Raw genomic sequence first — 19,225 nt, 5'->3', positions numbered from 1 at the left:
TCACCTTTGCCTCGAACACCGCGCACGTCAAACCCGCGCGTTCGATTGCGACTTCGGAGCAGCCGAGGCTCAGCGGAGACGAGCGCTGGGCGCGGGACTCACACCCGATCGTCGTCCTGCGCGTCGAGCAACAACAGGTGGGTAGCACCGCGCGAGCGGAGATACCCGAAGTAGTAGGCGTAGCCGGCTGCGACGATGCCGAGTGCGATACCCAGACTCAACCACTGCTCCGGATCCATCACACCGATGACCACGATGCCGACGATCACAATCAGCGCGACCAGTGCAGGCAACGGCCACAACGGCATTCGGAACAACTCCGGATGCTCCACGCCACGCTGTCGACGAACGACGAGAGCCGACAGTGCGATGAAGGCGAAGCCGACGACAACTGTGGATCCCGTCGCGTTGACCAGCAGGGTCATCGGCATGAGACAGCAGGCACCCGAGATCACACCCATCACGATCGTTGCCACCCGCGGCATGCTGACGGAGCCGGAGACACGCGAGAGGGGCGTGGCCAACACAGCAGGCAGTGCCTGATCACGGGCAGCGGCGAACAACAACCGACCGGCCTGCAGCCCGAGAGCAATATTGGCGTTGAGGATGGCCAAAGCCATTGTCAGCAATACGAATACGGCTACCGCATGACCTGCACGTTGCTCGAGGAACTCCTGGACCGGCAGATCGGAACCGACGAGGCCCTCGATCGAGTCCGCTCCCAGCATCACCGACACGAGAGGGACCAGCTCGACCACCACGGTGATCAAGGCGGAATACAACACCGCCCGTGCCACGTTTCGACGCGGGTTCTTGGTCTCCTCAGCGAAATACACCGCGCCGCCGTATCCGAACTGCGACAGCACTCCCTGAGTGACGACGAGTACAAGCCCGGCGATCCCGATGGGGGCAAGAGCCCCGCTCGAGTCCAGCGCCTGCGGGTTCAGCAGATCGGTGATCGGGCGTTCGATGTGTACCAATCCCAGTGCGGTGAGCAATACCAACGATGCCATCTCGACGAACAGAAACGACCCGGTCACCCACGCGTTGGTACGAATGTTCAAGCAGGCCACCACTGTTGCGATGAGGGTGACGACCAGGGCTGTGACGAGTGGGTCGACGCCGGAGATCGCGACTCCGAGGTAGTCGGCAACACCGAGGGCGAAGATGGCCTGCGCCAGAGGAAGACCGACGAGCCCCAGGAAGAAGACTGCAACCCCGGATGCGGGTCCGAGCGTTCGACTGACCATCGCGTAGTCACCACCGGCGACGGGGTGCCGCGAACCGAGCTCGGCGTAACACAGCGCTATGAGCAAGCTGATGATGCCGCCGATCAGGAAGCCCCAGAACACCCCGGTGCCGTAGGCCGTCAGTGCCGCTCCGCCGAGGATGAACACGCTCGCTGCAGGTGAGATCGACGAGAGGGTGAGCATGACGTTGCCGCTGACGCCCAGCGAACGCGCCAGTTCCCTGTCGTAGGTGCCAGAAACGCCGAGCGGCGGACCGGAGCGTGCATCGGCGGCAACCGGAGAATTGGGGATTTCGGGCATGACACGGCCTGCTTCCTGGAGTGTGAAGCCGAGATATTCTTTGACTCAAGTGTCAAAGAATTCTTAGGAGATTGGCACGCGCGCTCGGTACTGTCAACAGGTGGCACGCCAGCGGAACCAGATGGCCAGGCGCAATGCGCTGATCGAAGCGACGTATGCAGCGGGTCGCGAGCACGGGCTGCGCGCGTTGTCGTTGACCGACGTCGCCAAGGAAGCCGGCTTGACCCGTGGTGCCGTGCTCTACTACTACGACGACCTGGACTCGTTGCTGGTCGAGGCTCATGCCGCCGGTGTCTCGCGGTTCTGCGACGAGCGCGACGAACTGGTGGCGGCGACACAGGACCCGCGTCGACAACTGGACATCGCCATCGACGCCGGCTTACCGACAGGGCCCGACGATGCTCTGATGCGGCTACTGTTCGAGCTCGACGTACTCGCCGGCAGCTCTGCGCTGCACGAAAAGCTGGTGCAGGAACTCGACCGACGTCAGGCCGCGACGTACCGGAACATCATCGCTACGGGCGAGCGTGCTGGAGTGTTCACTCCGACCCCGAGCGGCGACCTCGTGGCGACGACGATGGTCGTCCTCGAGGACGGATACGGCCTGCACATCGTGGCCGATCACATCACGACTCACGACGTAGCGGCCGACGGAATGCGTGCAGTTGCAGCGCAACTGGGATGTCCGACGATCCGGGGCTGACCTACTCGCGGCCCTTCGCGGCAAGCGCCTGCAGCGCGTCGAGGTACATCTCGACCTGCTTGGCGAACACCTCTTCGTAATTCATCAGTGCCAGTTCGGCTTTGGCTTGCTCTGCATACGGAAACTTCTCGGGATGCTTCGGGGCGTACACCTGCACCCACCCGTCCTCCTTTTCGCGCGGGTCCGACGCACTGAGCCGAGCACCCTCGGCACTGGCCGAACCGAGAACCAGATTCGCGAAGACCTGATACTGGATCACGGCGGCACGGCCTCGCAGACCTGCCATGTGCATCGCCCGCAACACCCACTCGACGGCCCGTAATTCGTTCGGGCCGTTGGTGACGAGGGAGAACGTTGCAGCGGCGGCTGCCGGGTGCGCAGTCGTGGTTCGCCACGCGCGCCAGGCAAGATCTTCGAGATCCGCACGCCAGTCGTCGGTCGGCTCGTAGCCGTCCAGAGACAGCTCGTCGAGATGATCGGCCACCGCGATGAGGAGGTCGTAACGACTCGCGAAATGTCGGTACACCGCAGTCGGGGACGACTTCAGCTCGTCACCCAAGCGCGAGAACTTCAGCGCCGGCTCGCCCTCTGTGTCCAGGATCGTCAGCGCTGCGGCAACAATTTCCTCCTGCGACAGCGATCCCCTCTTGCGGCGCTTGCGTACGTCCGAACTCATCGGCACATCCCTTCGCGTCCGACGCGTCGAGCGCGTCCAGACGTGTTTCCGTCTTGTTCCGACGACATTTCTTTTAGTGAATGCCATTGACTATTGCCTTGACTATGACCATAGTCACTGCAACACCAAACGATACGACCCGAGATTGGACGAGCCATGGACGCCCCCACGGCACCGGAGCTGCGATTCACATTCCGCATCGTCGCCGACACCGGCCCCTATCTACCTCTCGAACAACGAGCCGCCGAGCTGCTCGAGTTCATCCCCATCACCGGCGGAACCATGGAAGGAGATGTTTCGGGAACGATCATTCCCGGCGGTGGTGACTGGTGCCTGACTCGCGCAGACGACGCATACCAGGTCGAAGCGCGATACCTGATTCGTACCGATCAGGACGACATCGTCGACGTGGTCAACCTGGGGATAGTCCGCCACCTCCCCGGTGAGTCCGGCGAACAGATGGGCTACTTCCAGTCCACCCCCCGATTTCGGACGACGTCACCGCGACTTCAGTGGCTCACGCGTTCGGTGTTCGTGGGGCGCGCGACATCCGACGCAACCGGCACCACGATCGACGTCTTCGAAGTTCTGGCCTGATCACTCATCTCACCGCCGCACGCGTGTTCGCACGCATCCGCCCGAGAGGCACCCAGATGTCAACACGACATACTCGCATGATTGCGATCGCATTCACCGCCGCATGCGCGCTCTTCACGACGGCCTGTGTCGGCGGGACCAATCCTGAATCCGCAGACACGATTCGGACGACGATCGATCCGCCGTCGACGTTCGACCCCACCAAAACACTGTCGCTTCCTGACAATCTGCTCGCACGAACGTCCTACGACACACTGGTCCGCCGAGACGACGGCGGCTTGATTGCCGGTCTGGCAACCGACTGGACGGCGACACCGACCCAAGCGGCGCTCACCATCCGCAAGGGCGCAACCTGTTCCGACGGAACCGCAATCACTCCGGGGGTCGTCAAGAATTCGCTCGACTACTTCGCGCGTCCGGACTCCGGCTCGACCGTCCCCGGTCAAGTCTTCGGCGGAACACCGCCGACGATCACCGCGGACGACAACGCCGGGACGGTCGTCATCGACCTCGGCGCGCCCTGGCCCGACCTGATGACCGGATTGAGCATTTCGTCGACCGGAATCATCTGTCCCGCAGGACTTGCCGATCCCGAGGGTCTCGGTGCCGGCACCGCGAAGGGCAGCGAGTCGGGGCCGTACGTACTGGATTCGTTCCAGCCGGGAGTGAAGTACACCTTCCGATTGCGTGAGAACTACGACGGCTGGCCTGCGTGGGCGACACCGGTAGACGGCACGCCCGCAAAGACTTTGGAGTACTTCGTTTCTCAGGACTCCACCGCTACGGCAAATCTGGTGATGAGCGAGCAACTGGACATCGCCAAGATTCAAGCCACGACGATGGAACGCTTCGACGGCATGGACGGGTACAGGGTATCGGTCGATCGCTTTTCCGACTTCTACCTCGTGTTCAACGAACGCCCCAGCAGTGTTCTCGCCGACCCCGCCCTCCGACGGGGCGTCGCACAGGCGATCGATCGCAGCATGCTCGAAAAGGTGACGTCCGCAGGAACGGGTGAGATCGCGACCTCGCTCGCATCGAACCTGACCCCCTGCGTTCCCACCGCAGACACCACGTTTCCCGAGCAGGACGCCGACGCTGCCTCGAAGGCCCTCGACGGTCTGAACATCCGCTTCATCGGCCCGTCCATTGCCGGTCCCGCCGGTGCCGGCAACGAGTACATTGCCGAGGCGTTGCGGGCTGCGGGCGCTCAGGTCACGATTCAGAACACCGACGTCGGAAGCTGGATCGGCACGGTCTTCGGTGAGCCGGACGCGTGGGACCTCACGTTGTTCGCGGACCTCAACTTCCTCGGTTCGCTGACCAGTCCGTTGGGCAGCTTCGTCGGACCGACGATCCAGGAGGGCGGTGGAAACGTCGGCGGGGTAACGAACGACGCCGCGGACGAAGCCTTCGCCGCCTCACTGACTGCATCCTCGCCGGAGGAACGCTGCAGCTACCTCAACAGTGCGGTCTCGGCACTGGTCGACGATGTCGATGCACTCCCACTGATCAACGACGCCTTCATCTACGTCCAGCGCCCCGGCTTCACCGTGCAGATGCGCGGCGGCTCGCTCGACGACCCGATCTTTCGCATCACCGGATGAGCCCCTCCCGCGAACCGAACCCTCAGGAGCAGACATGACCGACCGATGGCACTCCGCGTCCGCTCGGACGACCCGCGACCACGTCGTGGTCGACCCTCTTGCACCGACGTTCCGTTGGCAGAACGAGCGTGTGCCCCTGGTCCACAGAGCAGGGAACCGCTGATGTCCATAGCCGAACAGACTCTCCCGACCGGCGCGCCCGCGCTCGGATTCGGACGTCGAATCGCACAGAACTCGTGGAGTGGCTTCGCGCTCCGCCGATTCGGGGGACTCGTTCTCTCCCTCGCATTGCTGGTCGTTCTCACCTTCCTCATCGTGCCGCTCATTCCCGGTGATCCTGCACTTGCGATTCTGGGCCCGGACGCGCGGCCGGACGCGATCGCGGCCGTGCACGAACGGCTTCATCTCGACCTTCCGCTGTGGAGTCAATTCGAGCTCTACATCAGAGGTCTGTTCTCGTTCGATCTCGGCGACAGCTTCCGGTATTCGACGCCTGTCACGGAGACGATCGCGACGAAACTCCCGTACACAGCGACTCTGGCGTTCGGCTCGATTGCAGTGGTCATTCTCGTTGCGATTCCACTCGGCATGACGATCGGCGTCCTCACCCGCGGTGGACGCAGACCTGCACTCGCAACCGGGTTCGGATCTGTCGCAGGATTTTTCGCATCCTTCCCGGCCTATGTGGCGGGCACGATCCTGGTCATCGTCTTCGCCATCTGGCTTCGAGTTCTTCCTGCAGGTGGGGTGTCGTCCACCGGCTCCTTCATCCTTCCCATTGCCGCTCTCGCAACAGGTCCCGCTTTCGCGGTCGCACGAGTGGTCCGACAGGAAACTTTCGAGGTACTGCAGCAGGACTACGTTCGCACCGCCCGCGGCCGGCGCATCTCCTCGGCCCGTCTGTACCTGCGCCATGCGTTGCCGAACCTGATGGCGTCGACGCTGACACTCACGGGCCTGATCCTCGCCGGACTCCTCGGCGGAGCAGTCATCATCGAAACCGTATTCAGCCTGCCCGGGCTCGGTTTGGAGGTGGTACAGGCGATCATCTACCGCGACTATCCGGTGATTCAAGGCATCGTCCTGACCATCGGAACCATCGCGATCGTCATCAACCTGGTGATCGACGTCCTCTTGGGTCTCATCGACCCCCGAACCCTGGGTGGGCCGACCAATGGCTGAAACACACCGCCGCATGCCGGCACCGCTGATCGCGGGCTTGGTCATGCTGGGAATCCTCGTCCTGACCGCCATCCTTGCGCCGGTCTTCCTCAGCAGCGCGGCCAACACGCTGACCACCGATACCCGCGCCACTCCCTCGGCGGAACACTGGTTCGGCACCGACGACCTCGGCCGTGACATCCTGGCACGCTCCCTGGTCGCCGCTCGTCTGACACTGCTCATGGCGGCAGCCGCAACCGCGATGGCGGTAGTTGCGGGAGTGCTTGTCGGAGCACTGGTCTGGCTCGCACCGCGTCGGCTCCGGGAGGCGGTCCTCCGGATCATCGACTCCACCGTCGCGTTCCCCTCGATCATCCTCGCGCTCGTCATCGCCGCGATCCTCGGGCCGGCCACGTCGTCTGCAATCATCGCGATCGGCGTCGCCGGTATCCCTGGATTCGCACGCATCACCTCGAACATGACTGCGTCGGTTGCCCAGAAGGACTTCGTGGGGACGGCACGGCTACTGGGCGTGCCGGGTTGGATGCTGTTCGTCCGGCACCTGCTGCCCAACATCGGCGGTCCGTTGCTCGTCCTCATCGCGTCGAGTTTCGCGCTGTCGCTGCTCGATATTTCGAGCCTGTCCTTCGTCGGACTCGGCGTGCAGAGCCCGGACTACGACTGGGGCCGCCTGCTCAACGAGGGCCTGCCTGCGATCTACTCGCAGCCCATGGCAGTTGCCGCCCCCGCCGCGATGTTGATCTTCGCCGGGGTCGCGGCGATGCTCACCGGCGACGGTCTTGCCGCACGCATCGATCCGTGGGGTCGCCAGCCGCGGTTGGCGCGCAAGTCGCAGTCGGCGGCAGCCACCTCTCTGTCCCCCGCTGCCCTGGTGGAGGTTCGTGATCTGAAGGTGACGGCCGCGAACGGTACACAGCTCGTGAAGGGGATCGATTTCGACATAGCGCCCGGCGAAATCCTCGGCCTGGTCGGCGAATCGGGCTCCGGTAAGTCGATGACGGCCATGAGCCTGGCACGCCTGCACCCGGACAGTGTCGCGGTGGACGTCGGTCTGATGAGGCTGGGCGATCTCGATCTCCGCTCCTGCACACAGCAGAGCCGCTTGGCCAAGGAGATCGGGCTGGTCTACCAGGACCCGGGTTCGACGTTCAATCCCGCTCTGCGGCTTGGTGTTCAGCTCACCGAGGTGGCGAAGGTGCACCTCGGCATGGCTCGCACGAAGGCGAACGAGACCTTGGTCGAGGCACTGCGCGCCATGCGGATCAAGAAGCCCGAGGAACGAATGACCCAGCATCCCTATCAATTGTCGGGAGGAATGCTGCAGCGGGCCATCATCGCCTCGTCACTCGTCACGCACCCCAAGCTCATCATCGCCGACGAACCCACGACGGCACTCGACGTGACGGTTCAGGCCGAGGTTCTGCGGCAGCTCAAGCACATCAACAGCAGCGAGGGCACCGCCATCCTGTTCATCTCGCACGACATCGGTGTGGTCGAGGCCTTCTGCGACCGAGTTCTGGTCATGGAGCAGGGCGAGATAGTCGAACGGCTCACCGGTGCACAGCTTGCCGCTCGGGACGTGCAGCATCCGTACACCACAGCACTCCTGGCCGCGACGCCGACGATCGCACTGCCCACCCCCGCCCTTGCTGCCGAGGAGGTCTCCCAATGACCACGAGCGACAACCCCATTCTCGAGGTGCACGGACTCGATGTCACGCTCGGACAGCGATCGAAGGCGACGAAGATCCTGAACGGGATCGACCTGACCCTCCAACGTGGGTCGACGGTCGCTCTCGTCGGCGAATCGGGATCCGGCAAATCCACGATTGCCAAGACCGTCATCGGAATTCATCGAGCCGATCGAGGATCGATCCGATTCGCCGGGACCGAGTTGGTCGGTGCGAGTCGCCGAACCCGTCGATCTGTGCGGCGTCGGATTCAGCTCGTTCCGCAGAACCCGTACTCGTCTCTCGATCCACGCCGAACCATCGGACAAACACTGGCCGAGGCAATCGATCCGGTACTGGCACGGGTCGGGCCGAATCGCGAGCGCGTCTCCTCCCTACTTGCCATGGTGGCCCTCGACGACTCGGCCATCACCCGGTACCCACACGAGTTCTCGGGTGGCCAGCGCCAACGGATCGCGATCGCCCGTGCACTTGCCACCGATCCCGAGGTGGTGATCGCCGACGAAATCACGTCGGCTCTCGACGTCTCGACGCAGGCCGAGATTCTCGATCTACTCGCCCGATTGCGTCAGGAACTGCAGCTGACCGTGCTCTTCATCTCGCACAACCTTGCCGTCGTCAGCCAGATCTGCGACGACATCGTCGTGCTGCTGGGCGGCGACGTAGTCGAATCCGGCTCGGTGCAGCAGGTATTCGCCGATCCGCAGTCCGAATACACACGCACACTGATCGATTCGGTCCCCGGCGGCCCGGCCTTCGGCCTCGCCCTCGCGGCACCTGCACCACTCGGCTCCCCGTCCCACGCCACAGGAGGCACAGCATGACTCAGGCACACCCCGTTCTCTGGACGCTCGGCGCCCGCGAGATAGCGCGACTCGTTCGAACTCGCGCAGTGACCGCACGCGAGGTGATCGACGCGCACCTGGACCGCATCGCCGAGGTCAACGGTCACCTCGGCGCTCTCACCGTCGTATTCCACGACCGCGCACGCGCACTCGCCGACACCATCGATCGCCGAATCGCCGACGGTGAGGATGTCGGTGAGCTCGCCGGGGTACCGATCTCCGTGAAGGAGAACATCGACCTGACGTGGTCTGCGTCGACGCAAGGCTGGACCTTCCTCGCGGATGCGATTCCGACGTCGGATTCGACAATGGTCCGACGGCTGATGGAAGCAGGCGCGATCCCGATCGGCCGGGGAAACATGCCCGACACCGGATTGCGTTGGGACACCGACAACGAACTCTTCGGGCGGACCTACAACCCATGGGATCGTGACCGAGTCGCCGGCGGCTCCAGCGGCGGAGACAGCGTCGCCGTGGCCACCGGCATGTCCGTCATCGGACTCGGCAACGACTTCGGCGGATCTCTACGATTGCCCGCCTACGCTGCCGGTATCTGCGCACTGCGACCGTCGGCGGGCCGAGTGCCTGCACCCTCACCCGTCGAGGCCTGGCCCCTGACGGAACAGTTCTTCGCAGTGAACGGACCGATCGCTCGCCGGGTCGACGACCTGGACACCGCCTTCTCGCTGATGCACGGGTCGGACGGCCTGGATCCGATGGCGTCCTCGATTCCTCACCCGACCACCTACGACGGCGTACGTCGCGTCGCCGTCACGCGCGATCCCGCCGGCTGGGGTGTGGATCCGCAAGTGGCCGAGGCAATCTCGGTAGCTGCCGATGAACTGGCCTCTGCGGGGTGGGAGGTCGTCGAGGCCGAGGCACCCATGATCGAGGAAGCTGCGGTGCTGTGGCGTCGACTCTCGGTCACCGAGTTCGTCGGCAATTTCCAACCCGACAGCGGTGCCGAGCCCCTCGGCGCGGGCGCAACGCAGTATTTCCTCGACAACTCCTCGGAGACCGAGGTCTACGAGTCGATCGCCGAGTACAAGGCTGCGTGGGGTCAGCGTGTGCTGATTTCGGCAGCGTGGGAGAGGTTTCACGCCCAGTACCCGATCGTGTTGGGCCCGGTCTCGGCGCGGCGGATGACTGCCATCGGCTACGACTTGTCCGGTCCCGAAGCGACCACGCAACTGTGGCGTGATCACCGGCTACTGGTGACGGTCAACCTCCTCGGCCTGCCCTCTGTCGCCGTGCCCACCGGGCTCGACTCGGACGGCATCCCGTCCGGCGTTCAGCTGATCGCTCCGCGCAACGGCGACCACATCGCACTCGCGGCGGCCCGGGCCGTCGAGCAGAGCGTCGGAACGTTCACTCCGCTGAAGAAGCCTGCGGGGATGGAACTGCGGAGTGTGATCGGCTGACTCCGACTGCCACGGAACAGGTCACCAGCTGACGGTTCCGTGGCGGTCGATGAACCGCCCGGATCCGTGGCCGGGCCCTTCGGTGGCGAGCTGCACGATGGCGTCGGTCCCCTCGGTGACGGTCTGCGGCCCGCTGTTTCCGTTGAATTCGGTTGCGGTGTAGCCCGGATCGGCGGCATTGATGCGAATGTCGCTCAGGCCCTTGGCATACTGCGTCGTCAACATCGTGACAGCCGACTTCGACGCGGTGTAGGCCGGAGCAATCACGCTGGATTCGACGCGAGACGGATCGTGTGTCGCCGCGAACGAACCCATTCCACTGCTGACATTGACGATGACGGGATCGGTGGAGCGGCGCAGTAGTGGAAGGAATGCTGTTGTGGTGCGGACGATTCCGAGGACGTTGACATCGAGTACCGACTGCACATCCTCGGCGGTCAGTTCTTCGATGGCGCTGTGCGGTCCGGGAACGCCCGCGTTGTTGATCAGTACGTCGACAACCCCCTCCTGCCGTTGTACGTCCGCAGCTGCCGATGCGACGGATTCGGCATCGGTGACGTCGATCCGAACGAACCGAGCGCCCAACGCTGCTGCTGCATTCCTACCCCGCTCGGCGTCACGTGCTCCGAGGATCACGGTGTGGCCCTGTTCTATCAGTCGGCGCGCGGTTTCGTAACCGAGGCCCTTGTTTGCTCCGGTGATGAATGTGATGGTCATGGCCCCAGTGTTCAGGTCGACCGGCGCGTGTTCCAGGCACGCCTGGACGGTAGGACAATCGGTACCACCCTCACACCCGCTCGAAGAGTGACAATGGAGTCGTGACCTCGACAACGGACGGACTCGGCGCGACGATCAGATCGTGGCGTGATCGACTCTCACCCGATGCTGTCGGACTGACGACCGGACGCTCTCGACGGGCCACGGGGCTCCGACGCGAGGACCTCGCCGATCTCGCGGGCATTTCCGTGGACTACGTAGTGCGGCTCGAACAGGGACGAGCGACGACACCGTCGGTGCAGGTGGTGTCGTCCGTGGCGCGGGCTCTCCAGCTGACTCTTCCCGAGCGAGACCATCTCTACCGCTTGGCCGGCCACATTCCGCCGGCCGACGGGACTATTTCCGACCACATCCCGCCTGGGGTCAGGCGGGTTGTCGGCCGACTCGACGAGGGTGCGGTTGCCGTCTTCGCCGCCGATTGGCAACTGCTCTGGTGGAACCGGAGTTGGGCCGCGCTGGTCGGTGATCCGTCGTCCGTCTCACCCTCGAAGCGCAACTTCGCTCGTGACTGTTTCCCTGTCGGCACGGATGCACCCGGAATGTCCGCATGGCCGGTGACGCCGTCCGGCGGCGACGGGTCGGTCCGCGCAGCAGTCGTATCGGACCTTCGGCGGGCCACCGGGCGGTTTCCCCGAGACTCGAGACTGAGGGGTCTGATCGAAGAATTACGCACCGGCAGTCCAGAATTCGAGTCTCTGTGGTCGGTCGGTGCTGTCGGTTCACATCGCGAGGATCACAAAGTGGTCCACCATCCGACCGTCGGACCGATCACCGTCGACTGCGACGTACTCACCGACGGAGACGCGGAGCTGAAAATCGTCATCATGACAGCCGCCCCCGGATCGGAGGACGACACGAAACTCCGGTTGGCCGCCGTTTCCGGGTCCGTCGACCAGCTGCGGTTGCCAGTGCAGTAGCGGCCAGTCGAGTGCGTCAGCGACTGCTCTGCTATCCGACGATGCCGCGGAGGAACTCGATCCTGAGCCGGTTGTACTCGTCGGTCCACTGCGAGCCCGTGGTCATGAATGCATGCTCGAGGGTCCCCTCGTTCTTGCTGTACAGATTCAAGCGATTGGCAACGCCCATTCTGTCCAGCTTCGCGCTCAGTTCGGCCGCCTGATCGGGGAACGTGCCGGTGTTTCCGTCGGCGATGAAGCTCGGCGGGAAGTCGGAGGTGGCGTTCTCCGTGACGTTTGCGCGCGCCAGCCAATCGGCATCGGTGGTGTCGAGGTAGCTGCGTGCACCGATGTCGTACAGAAAGCCGTTCGACGGACTCGGAGATTGCGGTGAGCCGGCCCTCCCCACATCGAGGACTGCACTGTCGAACACCAAGGCCTTGAGAGCGCTTCGATCCATCGTGGGTTCGATGCCCAGCGCCCGTGCGTAGTCGGGGTTGGTCCGAACATTGGCGTAGCTACCCACGATCTGACCACCCGCGCTGCTTCCGGCGAGCACGACGCGGCTCATGTCCAAGCCGTATCGGTCGGCGTTCGTTTCCAAGAACTGCAGAGCCTCACCCAGCTGGATCGTCTGTGTGGGAAAACGGTATTCCGGTGCGAAGGCATAATTCACCGACACCAGGTTGAAACCGGCGTCGAGTACGGGGCCCGCCCCCGACGCGAAGTACGGGTCGTCCGCGCCGAGTTCGGAATCACCGTCGGCCTTGTCCCCCGCTATCCATCCCCCGCCGTGCACCATGACGTACGTGGGACGGCTGACCGACGGATCGTTGTCGGCGATGTAGATGTCGAGAAACGAATTGGGAAGCGTCGAGCCGTATTCGATGTCACTGGTGCGACCTGCCCCGTTCACTACCGACGTCGCTGTCGGCGCGGCAGAAACGAAGGAATTACTCTGCCCCAACGAGTGCAGCGCTCGAACCAGCGGCGCCGGACTGGCGGCCGTAGTGATCGTCACTGCGGAAACCACCAACGCAATCGAGGCAGCGAGGCCGGCCGGTACGGCGAGAACCACCCGGCGAGTGCCATCCGAGGAGCCCGCCCACGCCGATCCGAGCAGAAAGAACCCGAGCGCAGTCCCCGCGGTTGCGCTCACGACCCACAGCGCGTGAAAGGGCGTCACCAACCAGGCGACCTGAGCGACCACGGTCACTGCACCGAGCGAAATTCCTACGGCTACATGCTTTCTGGCATCGGACGCGACGAGACAGGTGGCCACGACGGCCACCACGATGACCCACAATCCCACCGCGAACTGCTGACGGATCAGAAGACACTGGAGCCACGCGAGTGCAACACCGATACCACCGGTCATCACGAGTGCCGATGTCGACGTTCTCGTTCGCCGGCCTTCGAAAATTTTGCTCACCCTTAGCTACGCCGTGGACGTGTGACGTTGCCTGTGCAGGTCACGGACAGCGTCGCTGAACTCGGCGACCGGCCCGTCGACCACTGCTCCCGGCACGACCTGCGTGATGGTGAGCGGCGTGATCGCGAGCGGCGCAGCATCGAATTCTTCCAGCCACGTGAGCAATTGGGCTGTCGAGGTGGCGTAGACGATACGTCCGAGCCCGACAATTCCGTGGCTCGCCGCGCACATCGCACAGTGCTCACCGGAGGTGTATACCGTCGACGATCGTCGCTCACTGGGGTTCAGATTGGTCGCAGCCCACCGTGACAGAGCGATCTCGGGGTGCTGGGTGGGATCGTGTCGATCGCCGACGCGATTGCGATCTTCCGCAAGCACTTCACCGCTTCCCGACACCAGCACCGAACCGAACGGATCGTTGCCCGTACTCACTGCGGCCGCCGCCAGATCCACAGCACGCGCCAGAAATGCACGGTCGGCGGCGGAGATACTCATGACGCACCACATGGTGCGTCGACGATAGAAGTGTCCACACCTCGACCGTACCGGTACGAAGCACGGCGAACTCCGCATCGATCCCATGTGCTCCCGCCGAAGCGCAGGTAGCCGACACCGTCACCCGACTTGTCAGACTCCCGACGACGAGCGCACAATTCTTCACCATGGCACTGATCTCGAAGGGCTTCGTGGGCCGACGGCGCGGCGACGACGGGCGCACTCCCCCCGGTCAGTATCTGACCAAGGATTTTCCCGTCCTCGCGATCGGGCCTGCGCCCGTGGTCGCGATCGACACCTGGTCGTTCTCGGTCACCACCGAACGCGGCGACACTCGCAGTTGGACCTGGGACGAATTCGCGGCACTTCCACACGAGACTCCGACCGTCGACATTCACTGCGTCACCAAGTGGTCGAAGCTCGACACCACGTGGAAGGGCGTGAGCCTGGACGTTCTGCTGGACGGTCTCGACACCGATGCCGGGTACGTCGTGGTGCACGGCTTCGACGGTTACACCACCAATCTCCCCCTCGAAGATCTCAGGGACGGGAAGGCCTGGCTGGTCACCGAATTCGACGGCGCTCCCTTGGCTCGCGAACACGGCGGTCCGGCAAGGCTTCTCGTTCCTCATCTGTACTTCTGGAAATCGGCCAAGTGGATCTCACGCATCGAGCTCACCCTGGAGAACGAACAAGGTTTCTGGGAGCGTGGTGGGTACCACGACTACGGAGACCCGTGGCGCGAGCAGCGCTACCAGGGCGACTGACGTGACTTCGGCGGCTGGGGCGAAACCCTGGCTCGTTGCCACGGCTGCGGCCGTGCGGCGTGAGACACCCACCGCGTCCACCCTTGTTCTCGACGTCGACGGTTGGCCCGGCCATCTCGCCGGGCAGCACGTGGACGTCAAGCTCACCGCCGAGGACGGCTACAGCGCACAGCGCAGCTACTCCTTGGCCTCGGCACCCGACGGCACGTCGCGTATCGAGATCGCCGTGCAGAACGTCGCGGACGGTGAGGTGTCGCCCTACTTGGTCGAGTCCGTCGAGGTCGGCGATCGCATCGAAATCCGCGGGCCGGTGGGTCGATGGTTCGTCTGGCGGCCGTCCCAACCGTCGGAGACCCCGTCTCCGCCGATTCTGTTGGTGGGTGGTGGTTCCGGCATCGTCCCGCTCCGCGCCATGGTTCGCGCGCAGGCGTCTGCGACGGGCGGGCGGGTGCCCTTCCGAGTGTTGTACTCCGTGCGCGAACCAGCAGAGGTGTACTTCGCGGACGAGTGGGCTCACCCTCCGGCGGGAGTGGACGTCACGATGATCCACACGCGGCGTGCTCCTGCCGGCAGCACACGGCCCCTCGGTCGAATCACGTTGGAAGACATCGACGCTCACGGATGGCCGGCGGAATTCGAGCCGCGCTGCTACATCTGCGGGCCCACGAGCTTCGTCGACACGGTGGCGGACATGCTGGTAGCGCGGGGTCACTCGGCTGGGAACATTCGAACAGAGCGTTTCGGACCGAGCTGACGCCGACTGTCGCCATCCCCGCGCAGATTCGTATGCGACACGTGCCGCGGTTTCACCCGGCTACCGTGAACAAATGACGATGTCGCAGCCCAGGTTGCCTGCCATAGGCTTTCCTCGTGTCGAACCGACCTCGTGAGTTCGACTGTGTAGCAACGGTTTTCTCACGTGCATTCCAGGATACTTCGGAGTTCCGCCGTCGTTGCACGATGTCCACCTACCACCGAAGGAACTGCGATGACCGGTGCAGCCGATGTTCCCGTCAAGACCCCGGCAGAAGGGTCGACAGCACTGTCGCTCACTCGTCGGAAAGCATTGATTGCCGGTGCAACAGGAAATATCGTCGAATGGTTCGATTTCACCATCTACGGATTCAGCGCGGTTGTTCTCGCGACAGTGTTCTTTCCGGCGGAATTCGGGAGTGGCGCACTGCTGGCCACCTTTGCCCTGTACGGAGTCGCCTTCTTGGCCAGACCAGCAGGTGGAGTCTTCTTCGGAAGACTCGGTGACCGATTCGGTCGACGGGGATCGCTCTCACTGGCCATCACTCTCATGGGGTGCTCGACGGCCGCAATAGGCCTGCTTCCCACGTACGCATCGATCGGTGCCGCTGCACCGCTGTTGTTGCTGGTCTGCAGATTGGTACAGGGATTTTCGGCGGGAGGCGAATACACCGGAGCAGCTACGTTTGTCGTCGAACATGCGCCGTACCACCGTCGCGGCCTGTACGCGGGGATAATCGCCGGCTCGTCGTTCGTCGGAAGCATCTTCGCAACGGTGACGGTCCTGTCGTTCAATTCGGTTGGTGCAGAGTATTTCCTGAATGGCGGGTGGCGTTGGCCGTTCGTCATCGGCGGAATTGTCGCACTTGCGGGCCTGTTTCTGAGGCTTGCTGTCGAGGAAACTCCGGCTTTCACGGAAATGAAGGAAAAAGAATCTCTCCCGATTCGTCCTATGGCTGATCTGCTCCGCCATCACCGGCAGTCCCTGATCACCGCGTTCGTCTACTTCGCCGCGCTGGGCGTTGCCACTCACATGCTGATCGGCTACATGCCGACGTTCCTGGTTCATGCGGCTCGAGTCTCGAGCACGACTGCTCTGTTACTGACGTCGAGCGCACTGGTGGTGGCAGTTCCCCTGTACGTCTACTTCGGAGCCACGGTGGACCGAGTCGGCCGGCGGCCACTCGTCCGGATCGGCATGGTGTCGTCGATCTTCGTCGCGATACCGAGCTACCTACTCATCGGAACGGGAAACATCGTTGCGATCGCACTTGCGTTGCTGGCCCTGGTCATCGTCCAAGCTTTGCTGGCTTCCGCCCTTCTCGCGGTTCTGGAAATGATGCCCACACATGCACGATTCACGGGTACGGCACTCCCGTACAACGTGGCCTATGCACTCTTCGCCGGTACGGCACCGTTGGTGTGCGAGGCACTGGTGAACGCGACGGGCAACACCCTGTCACCGGCCTTCTACGCAACGGCGATCGCCGTGATCTCTCTGCCCGTCCTGTGGCGCGGAATACCGGAATCGAAGACGTAGACACGACGTTTGTCGATTGCAGGTCGCCGAAGTCGCATCGCACGGTCACTGTCGGTTCCGGCTACTAGACACCATGATGTATTCGACGGCCCAACATTACGCGCCGATGTCGGCGTGCCTCGGAGACATCGGTCGAGACGAAGACCGGGAGGTTGTGTGACGGAGACGTGGTACGCAGGAGGAAGAGTCGCGGACGGTTCCGGTAGAGAACCATCCGCTGTGGATGTGTGCGTGACGGATGGCATCATCACCGCGGTCGGCAGCGCTCCGGCGGGTGCGACGACTGTCGACCTGGACGGCAGACTACTGACCCCTGGCCTGATCGATGCACACGTCCACCTCGGCCTGTCCAGCCCTATCCGCGCGCAGTTCGGGTTCGAACTGTCTGCCGCAGAGGTTGCTGCCGACATTTTCACAACGGCGGGGTTCGCGCTCGACGCCGGATTCACGACCGTTCGTGATACCGGCGGCATCGACGGCGGCGTCGTGGGCGTTCTCGCCAAGGGCAAGGTACGTGGTCCACATGTCTTGTCGTGCGGACCCGTCCAATGCCAGGTGGGCGGGCACGGGTACTACGGTGCCGAGTGGGAACCGACGGCCATGTGGACGGACCATCACATCCCCGGACTGTGCGCGTTGTCGTTGATGTCGGGCAATGCCGACGAACTTCGGAAGAACGTTCGAGAAACGTTCCGCCGAGGTGCCACCTTCCTCAAGTTGTGTGTGACCGGCGGGGTGGTCGGCGGCCACGACCGGCTCTCCGATACTCAGTTCACCGTCGAGGAAATCGCAGTGGCCGTTGAGGAAGCATCTGCCCGCGGTACCTACGTCACGGTCCACGCGCACGGCAAAGAAGGCATCCGCAACGCGATACAGGCCGGCGCGCGCTGCATCGAACACGGAACCGACATCGACGAGCAGACAGCAGCTTCGATGAAGGAACACGACGTCGCCGTGGTCCCCACGTTCTCCGTCCTCGATCTGCTGTCCAACGACGAAGTGACGGACGTGAATCCGGTGACTGCGTCGAGGGCGGCCGGAATCCGCGAGCGCATGGAAGCCGCCCTCGCGATCGCTCGCGCGAGCGGTTTGAGAATCGGTCTCGGTTCCGACCTCATCGGCCCCAACCAGCAACGGAGAGGCGAAGAATTGCGCGTGCGATCCGAGCTGGAATCACCGATGCAGGCCTTGGTGTCTGCGACGAGCGTCAACGCGGACATTCTGGGCGTGGGCGACACCGTCGGAATGGTGCGCGTCGGAATGCGAGCCGACCTCGCGGTGTGGCAGCGCGATCCCTTCGAAGATCCCAGCGTCTTTGCAAATCCGGAAATGGCCGTTCTCGTAGTCAAGAGCGGTTCGACAGTAAAGGACATTCGATGAGCACGATATTGCACGGTTGCCTTCCCGACACCGAGTACATCCAAGTAACGTCCCGATCCGGGCTCGATTACGCGGTGTGGATCACCACACCTCCTGGATACGCCGAATCCACCGACACGGTGCCCCTGATCTATGTGTTAGATGGCAATTGGACAGTGGGTTTCACGGCACCGTTGATCGTCACGCAGAAGGATCCGTTTCTGAGTATCGCGCCTTACATCCAGATCACCGTCGGCTACGCCGGTCAGGAGGCGTCGGACTGGTCGCAGCTCCGCAACCGAGACCTCGTTCCGCCCGGAGAACCGATCGGCGACGACGTCGTAGCCGCGCTGGAGTCGGCTCGCGAAGCAGGCACGATGAGCCAGACGGACATCGATGCGTACATAGCGCAGATCTCGGACTGCAACGCAGGTGCCTTCCTCGACTTCCTCGTTCAGGAGCTGCACCCTCTACTGCAATCGCGCCTGCGCGTCAGCGAGTACGGTCACGGCCTGTTCGGGTACTCGTACGGTGGCCTCTTCGCGCTCTACGCGTGGCTTCGCGGCGGAACACCGTTCGCGACGGTCGGTGCGGGAACTCCAGGAATCAGCAGTGCCGAGAGCCAATTGTTCGAACTGATCCGCGCTCTTCCGGAGAGAGACGAGCGCGACCCTCGTCTCCACGTCACCCTGAACAAGGTCGAACTGTGGGGGGATGTCCCGGTCTACCGCGGTCTGGCTCGAAACGTCCTGCGCGCGCTCGAGGAATTGCGAGCCGAAGGACGCGCCGACGTCGTGTCGACCTCGATGCTCGACGAGACGCACGTGACCGGTGTACAGGCGTCGTTCTTGAGCTACCTGAAGGAGTGCCATGTCCGGTAATCGTGTGCAGTGGCTGCTCTAACATTTGGTGGAGCCCATCGACGTCGTGAGGAG

The 19,225-nt window shown here is 63.6% G+C and carries 18 protein-coding genes; 13 read left to right on the top strand and 5 right to left on the bottom strand.

Annotated elements, in window-relative coordinates:
• Positions 1-98: 98 nt before the first annotated feature.
• Positions 99-1,550, bottom strand: a complete 1,452-nt coding sequence (locus tag ASH04_RS14985) for an APC family permease (RefSeq protein WP_082519265.1) — start codon at positions 1,548-1,550, stop codon at positions 99-101.
• Between the two features lie 100 nt (positions 1,551-1,650).
• On the opposite strand from ASH04_RS14985, the gene ASH04_RS14980 reads away from it, so the two are divergent.
• Entirely contained in the window at positions 1,651-2,253 is a 603-nt protein-coding gene (locus ASH04_RS14980; protein ID WP_057473857.1) for a TetR/AcrR family transcriptional regulator, read from the top strand.
• A 1-nt stretch (position 2,254) separates the two neighbouring features.
• Here ASH04_RS14980 and ASH04_RS14975 read toward each other — a convergent pair whose 3' ends face one another.
• The gene (locus ASH04_RS14975) at positions 2,255-2,929 is read right to left on the bottom strand and encodes a TetR/AcrR family transcriptional regulator (RefSeq protein ID WP_057473856.1); all 675 of its coding nucleotides are present in this window, start codon (positions 2,927-2,929) and stop codon (positions 2,255-2,257) included.
• Between the two features lie 156 nt (positions 2,930-3,085).
• On the opposite strand from ASH04_RS14975, the gene ASH04_RS14970 reads away from it, so the two are divergent.
• From ASH04_RS14970 to ASH04_RS14945, 6 genes are all read left to right on the top strand, one after another.
• Positions 3,086-3,526 carry a DUF3237 family protein gene (locus ASH04_RS14970; RefSeq protein WP_057473855.1) on the top strand — a complete coding sequence of 147 codons (441 nt, stop codon included), beginning with the start codon at positions 3,086-3,088 and terminating at the stop codon, positions 3,524-3,526.
• A gap of 77 nt (positions 3,527-3,603) precedes the next feature.
• Positions 3,604-5,133: an ABC transporter substrate-binding protein gene (locus ASH04_RS14965; RefSeq protein WP_200937326.1), complete on the top strand. Its 1,530-nt coding sequence runs from the start codon at positions 3,604-3,606 to the stop codon at positions 5,131-5,133.
• 162 nt (positions 5,134-5,295) lie between these two features.
• Positions 5,296-6,315, top strand: coding sequence for an ABC transporter permease (locus tag ASH04_RS14960; protein ID WP_057473853.1), 1,020 nt, complete (start codon positions 5,296-5,298; stop codon positions 6,313-6,315).
• Positions 6,308-7,987 carry a dipeptide/oligopeptide/nickel ABC transporter permease/ATP-binding protein gene (locus tag ASH04_RS14955; protein WP_057473852.1) on the top strand — a complete coding sequence of 560 codons (1,680 nt, stop codon included), beginning with the start codon at positions 6,308-6,310 and terminating at the stop codon, positions 7,985-7,987. The genes ASH04_RS14960 and ASH04_RS14955 overlap by 8 nt, the downstream gene beginning before the upstream one ends.
• Positions 7,984-8,829, top strand: coding sequence for an ABC transporter ATP-binding protein (locus tag ASH04_RS14950; protein ID WP_057473851.1), 846 nt, complete (start codon positions 7,984-7,986; stop codon positions 8,827-8,829). The genes ASH04_RS14955 and ASH04_RS14950 overlap by 4 nt, the downstream gene beginning before the upstream one ends.
• Positions 8,826-10,271, top strand: coding sequence for an amidase (locus tag ASH04_RS14945; protein ID WP_057473850.1), 1,446 nt, complete (start codon positions 8,826-8,828; stop codon positions 10,269-10,271). The genes ASH04_RS14950 and ASH04_RS14945 overlap by 4 nt, the downstream gene beginning before the upstream one ends.
• Positions 10,272-10,292: 21 nt before the next feature.
• On the opposite strand, the gene ASH04_RS14940 is transcribed toward ASH04_RS14945, so the two are convergent.
• A complete protein-coding gene (locus ASH04_RS14940) occupies positions 10,293-10,988 on the bottom strand; it encodes an SDR family NAD(P)-dependent oxidoreductase (RefSeq protein ID WP_032383916.1) in 696 nt (231 codons plus the stop codon).
• A 101-nt stretch (positions 10,989-11,089) separates the two neighbouring features.
• Here ASH04_RS14940 and ASH04_RS14935 point away from each other — a divergent pair, with 101 nt between their 5' ends.
• Positions 11,090-11,965 (top strand): helix-turn-helix transcriptional regulator, encoded by an 876-nt coding sequence (locus ASH04_RS14935; protein WP_057473849.1) that lies wholly within the window; start codon positions 11,090-11,092, stop codon positions 11,963-11,965.
• A gap of 31 nt (positions 11,966-11,996) precedes the next feature.
• Here the strand turns inward: ASH04_RS14935 and ASH04_RS14930 are convergent, their stop codons facing one another.
• Together ASH04_RS14930 and ASH04_RS14925 are read right to left on the bottom strand one after the other, a co-directional pair.
• Complete coding sequence (locus ASH04_RS14930; protein ID WP_143544762.1) at positions 11,997-13,322, bottom strand: alpha/beta hydrolase; 1,326 nt, start codon at positions 13,320-13,322, stop codon at positions 11,997-11,999.
• Positions 13,323-13,382: 60 nt separating this feature from the next.
• Positions 13,383-13,871 (bottom strand): nucleoside deaminase, encoded by a 489-nt coding sequence (locus ASH04_RS14925; protein ID WP_057473847.1) that lies wholly within the window; start codon positions 13,869-13,871, stop codon positions 13,383-13,385.
• Between the two features lie 167 nt (positions 13,872-14,038).
• On the opposite strand from ASH04_RS14925, the gene ASH04_RS14920 reads away from it, so the two are divergent.
• The 5 genes from ASH04_RS14920 to ASH04_RS14900 all read left to right on the top strand — a co-directional run bounded on the left by ASH04_RS14920 (position 14,039) and on the right by ASH04_RS14900 (position 19,171).
• Positions 14,039-14,638, top strand: coding sequence for a sulfite oxidase-like oxidoreductase (locus ASH04_RS14920; RefSeq protein WP_057473846.1), 600 nt, complete (start codon positions 14,039-14,041; stop codon positions 14,636-14,638).
• 1 nt (position 14,639) lies between these two features.
• The gene (locus tag ASH04_RS14915; protein WP_057473845.1) at positions 14,640-15,392 is read left to right on the top strand and encodes a ferredoxin reductase; all 753 of its coding nucleotides are present in this window, start codon (positions 14,640-14,642) and stop codon (positions 15,390-15,392) included.
• Between the two features lie 234 nt (positions 15,393-15,626).
• The gene (locus tag ASH04_RS14910; RefSeq protein WP_082519264.1) at positions 15,627-16,931 is read left to right on the top strand and encodes an MFS transporter; all 1,305 of its coding nucleotides are present in this window, start codon (positions 15,627-15,629) and stop codon (positions 16,929-16,931) included.
• 231 nt (positions 16,932-17,162) lie between these two features.
• Positions 17,163-18,311, top strand: coding sequence for a metal-dependent hydrolase family protein (locus tag ASH04_RS14905; RefSeq protein ID WP_235580014.1), 1,149 nt, complete (start codon positions 17,163-17,165; stop codon positions 18,309-18,311).
• On the top strand, positions 18,308-19,171 hold the full coding sequence (locus tag ASH04_RS14900; RefSeq protein ID WP_057473843.1) for an alpha/beta hydrolase: 864 nt from the start codon (positions 18,308-18,310) through the stop codon (positions 19,169-19,171). Before ASH04_RS14905 ends, ASH04_RS14900 begins: the two co-directional genes overlap by 4 nt.
• Positions 19,172-19,225: the final 54 nt, after the last annotated feature.

This window comes from Rhodococcus sp. Leaf233, from assembly GCF_001426165.1.
Lineage (GTDB): Bacteria > Actinomycetota > Actinomycetes > Mycobacteriales > Mycobacteriaceae > Rhodococcoides > Rhodococcoides fascians.
The sequence above is the reverse complement of the archived record's forward strand: the minus strand, read 5'-3'. Positions and strand labels throughout refer to the sequence as shown.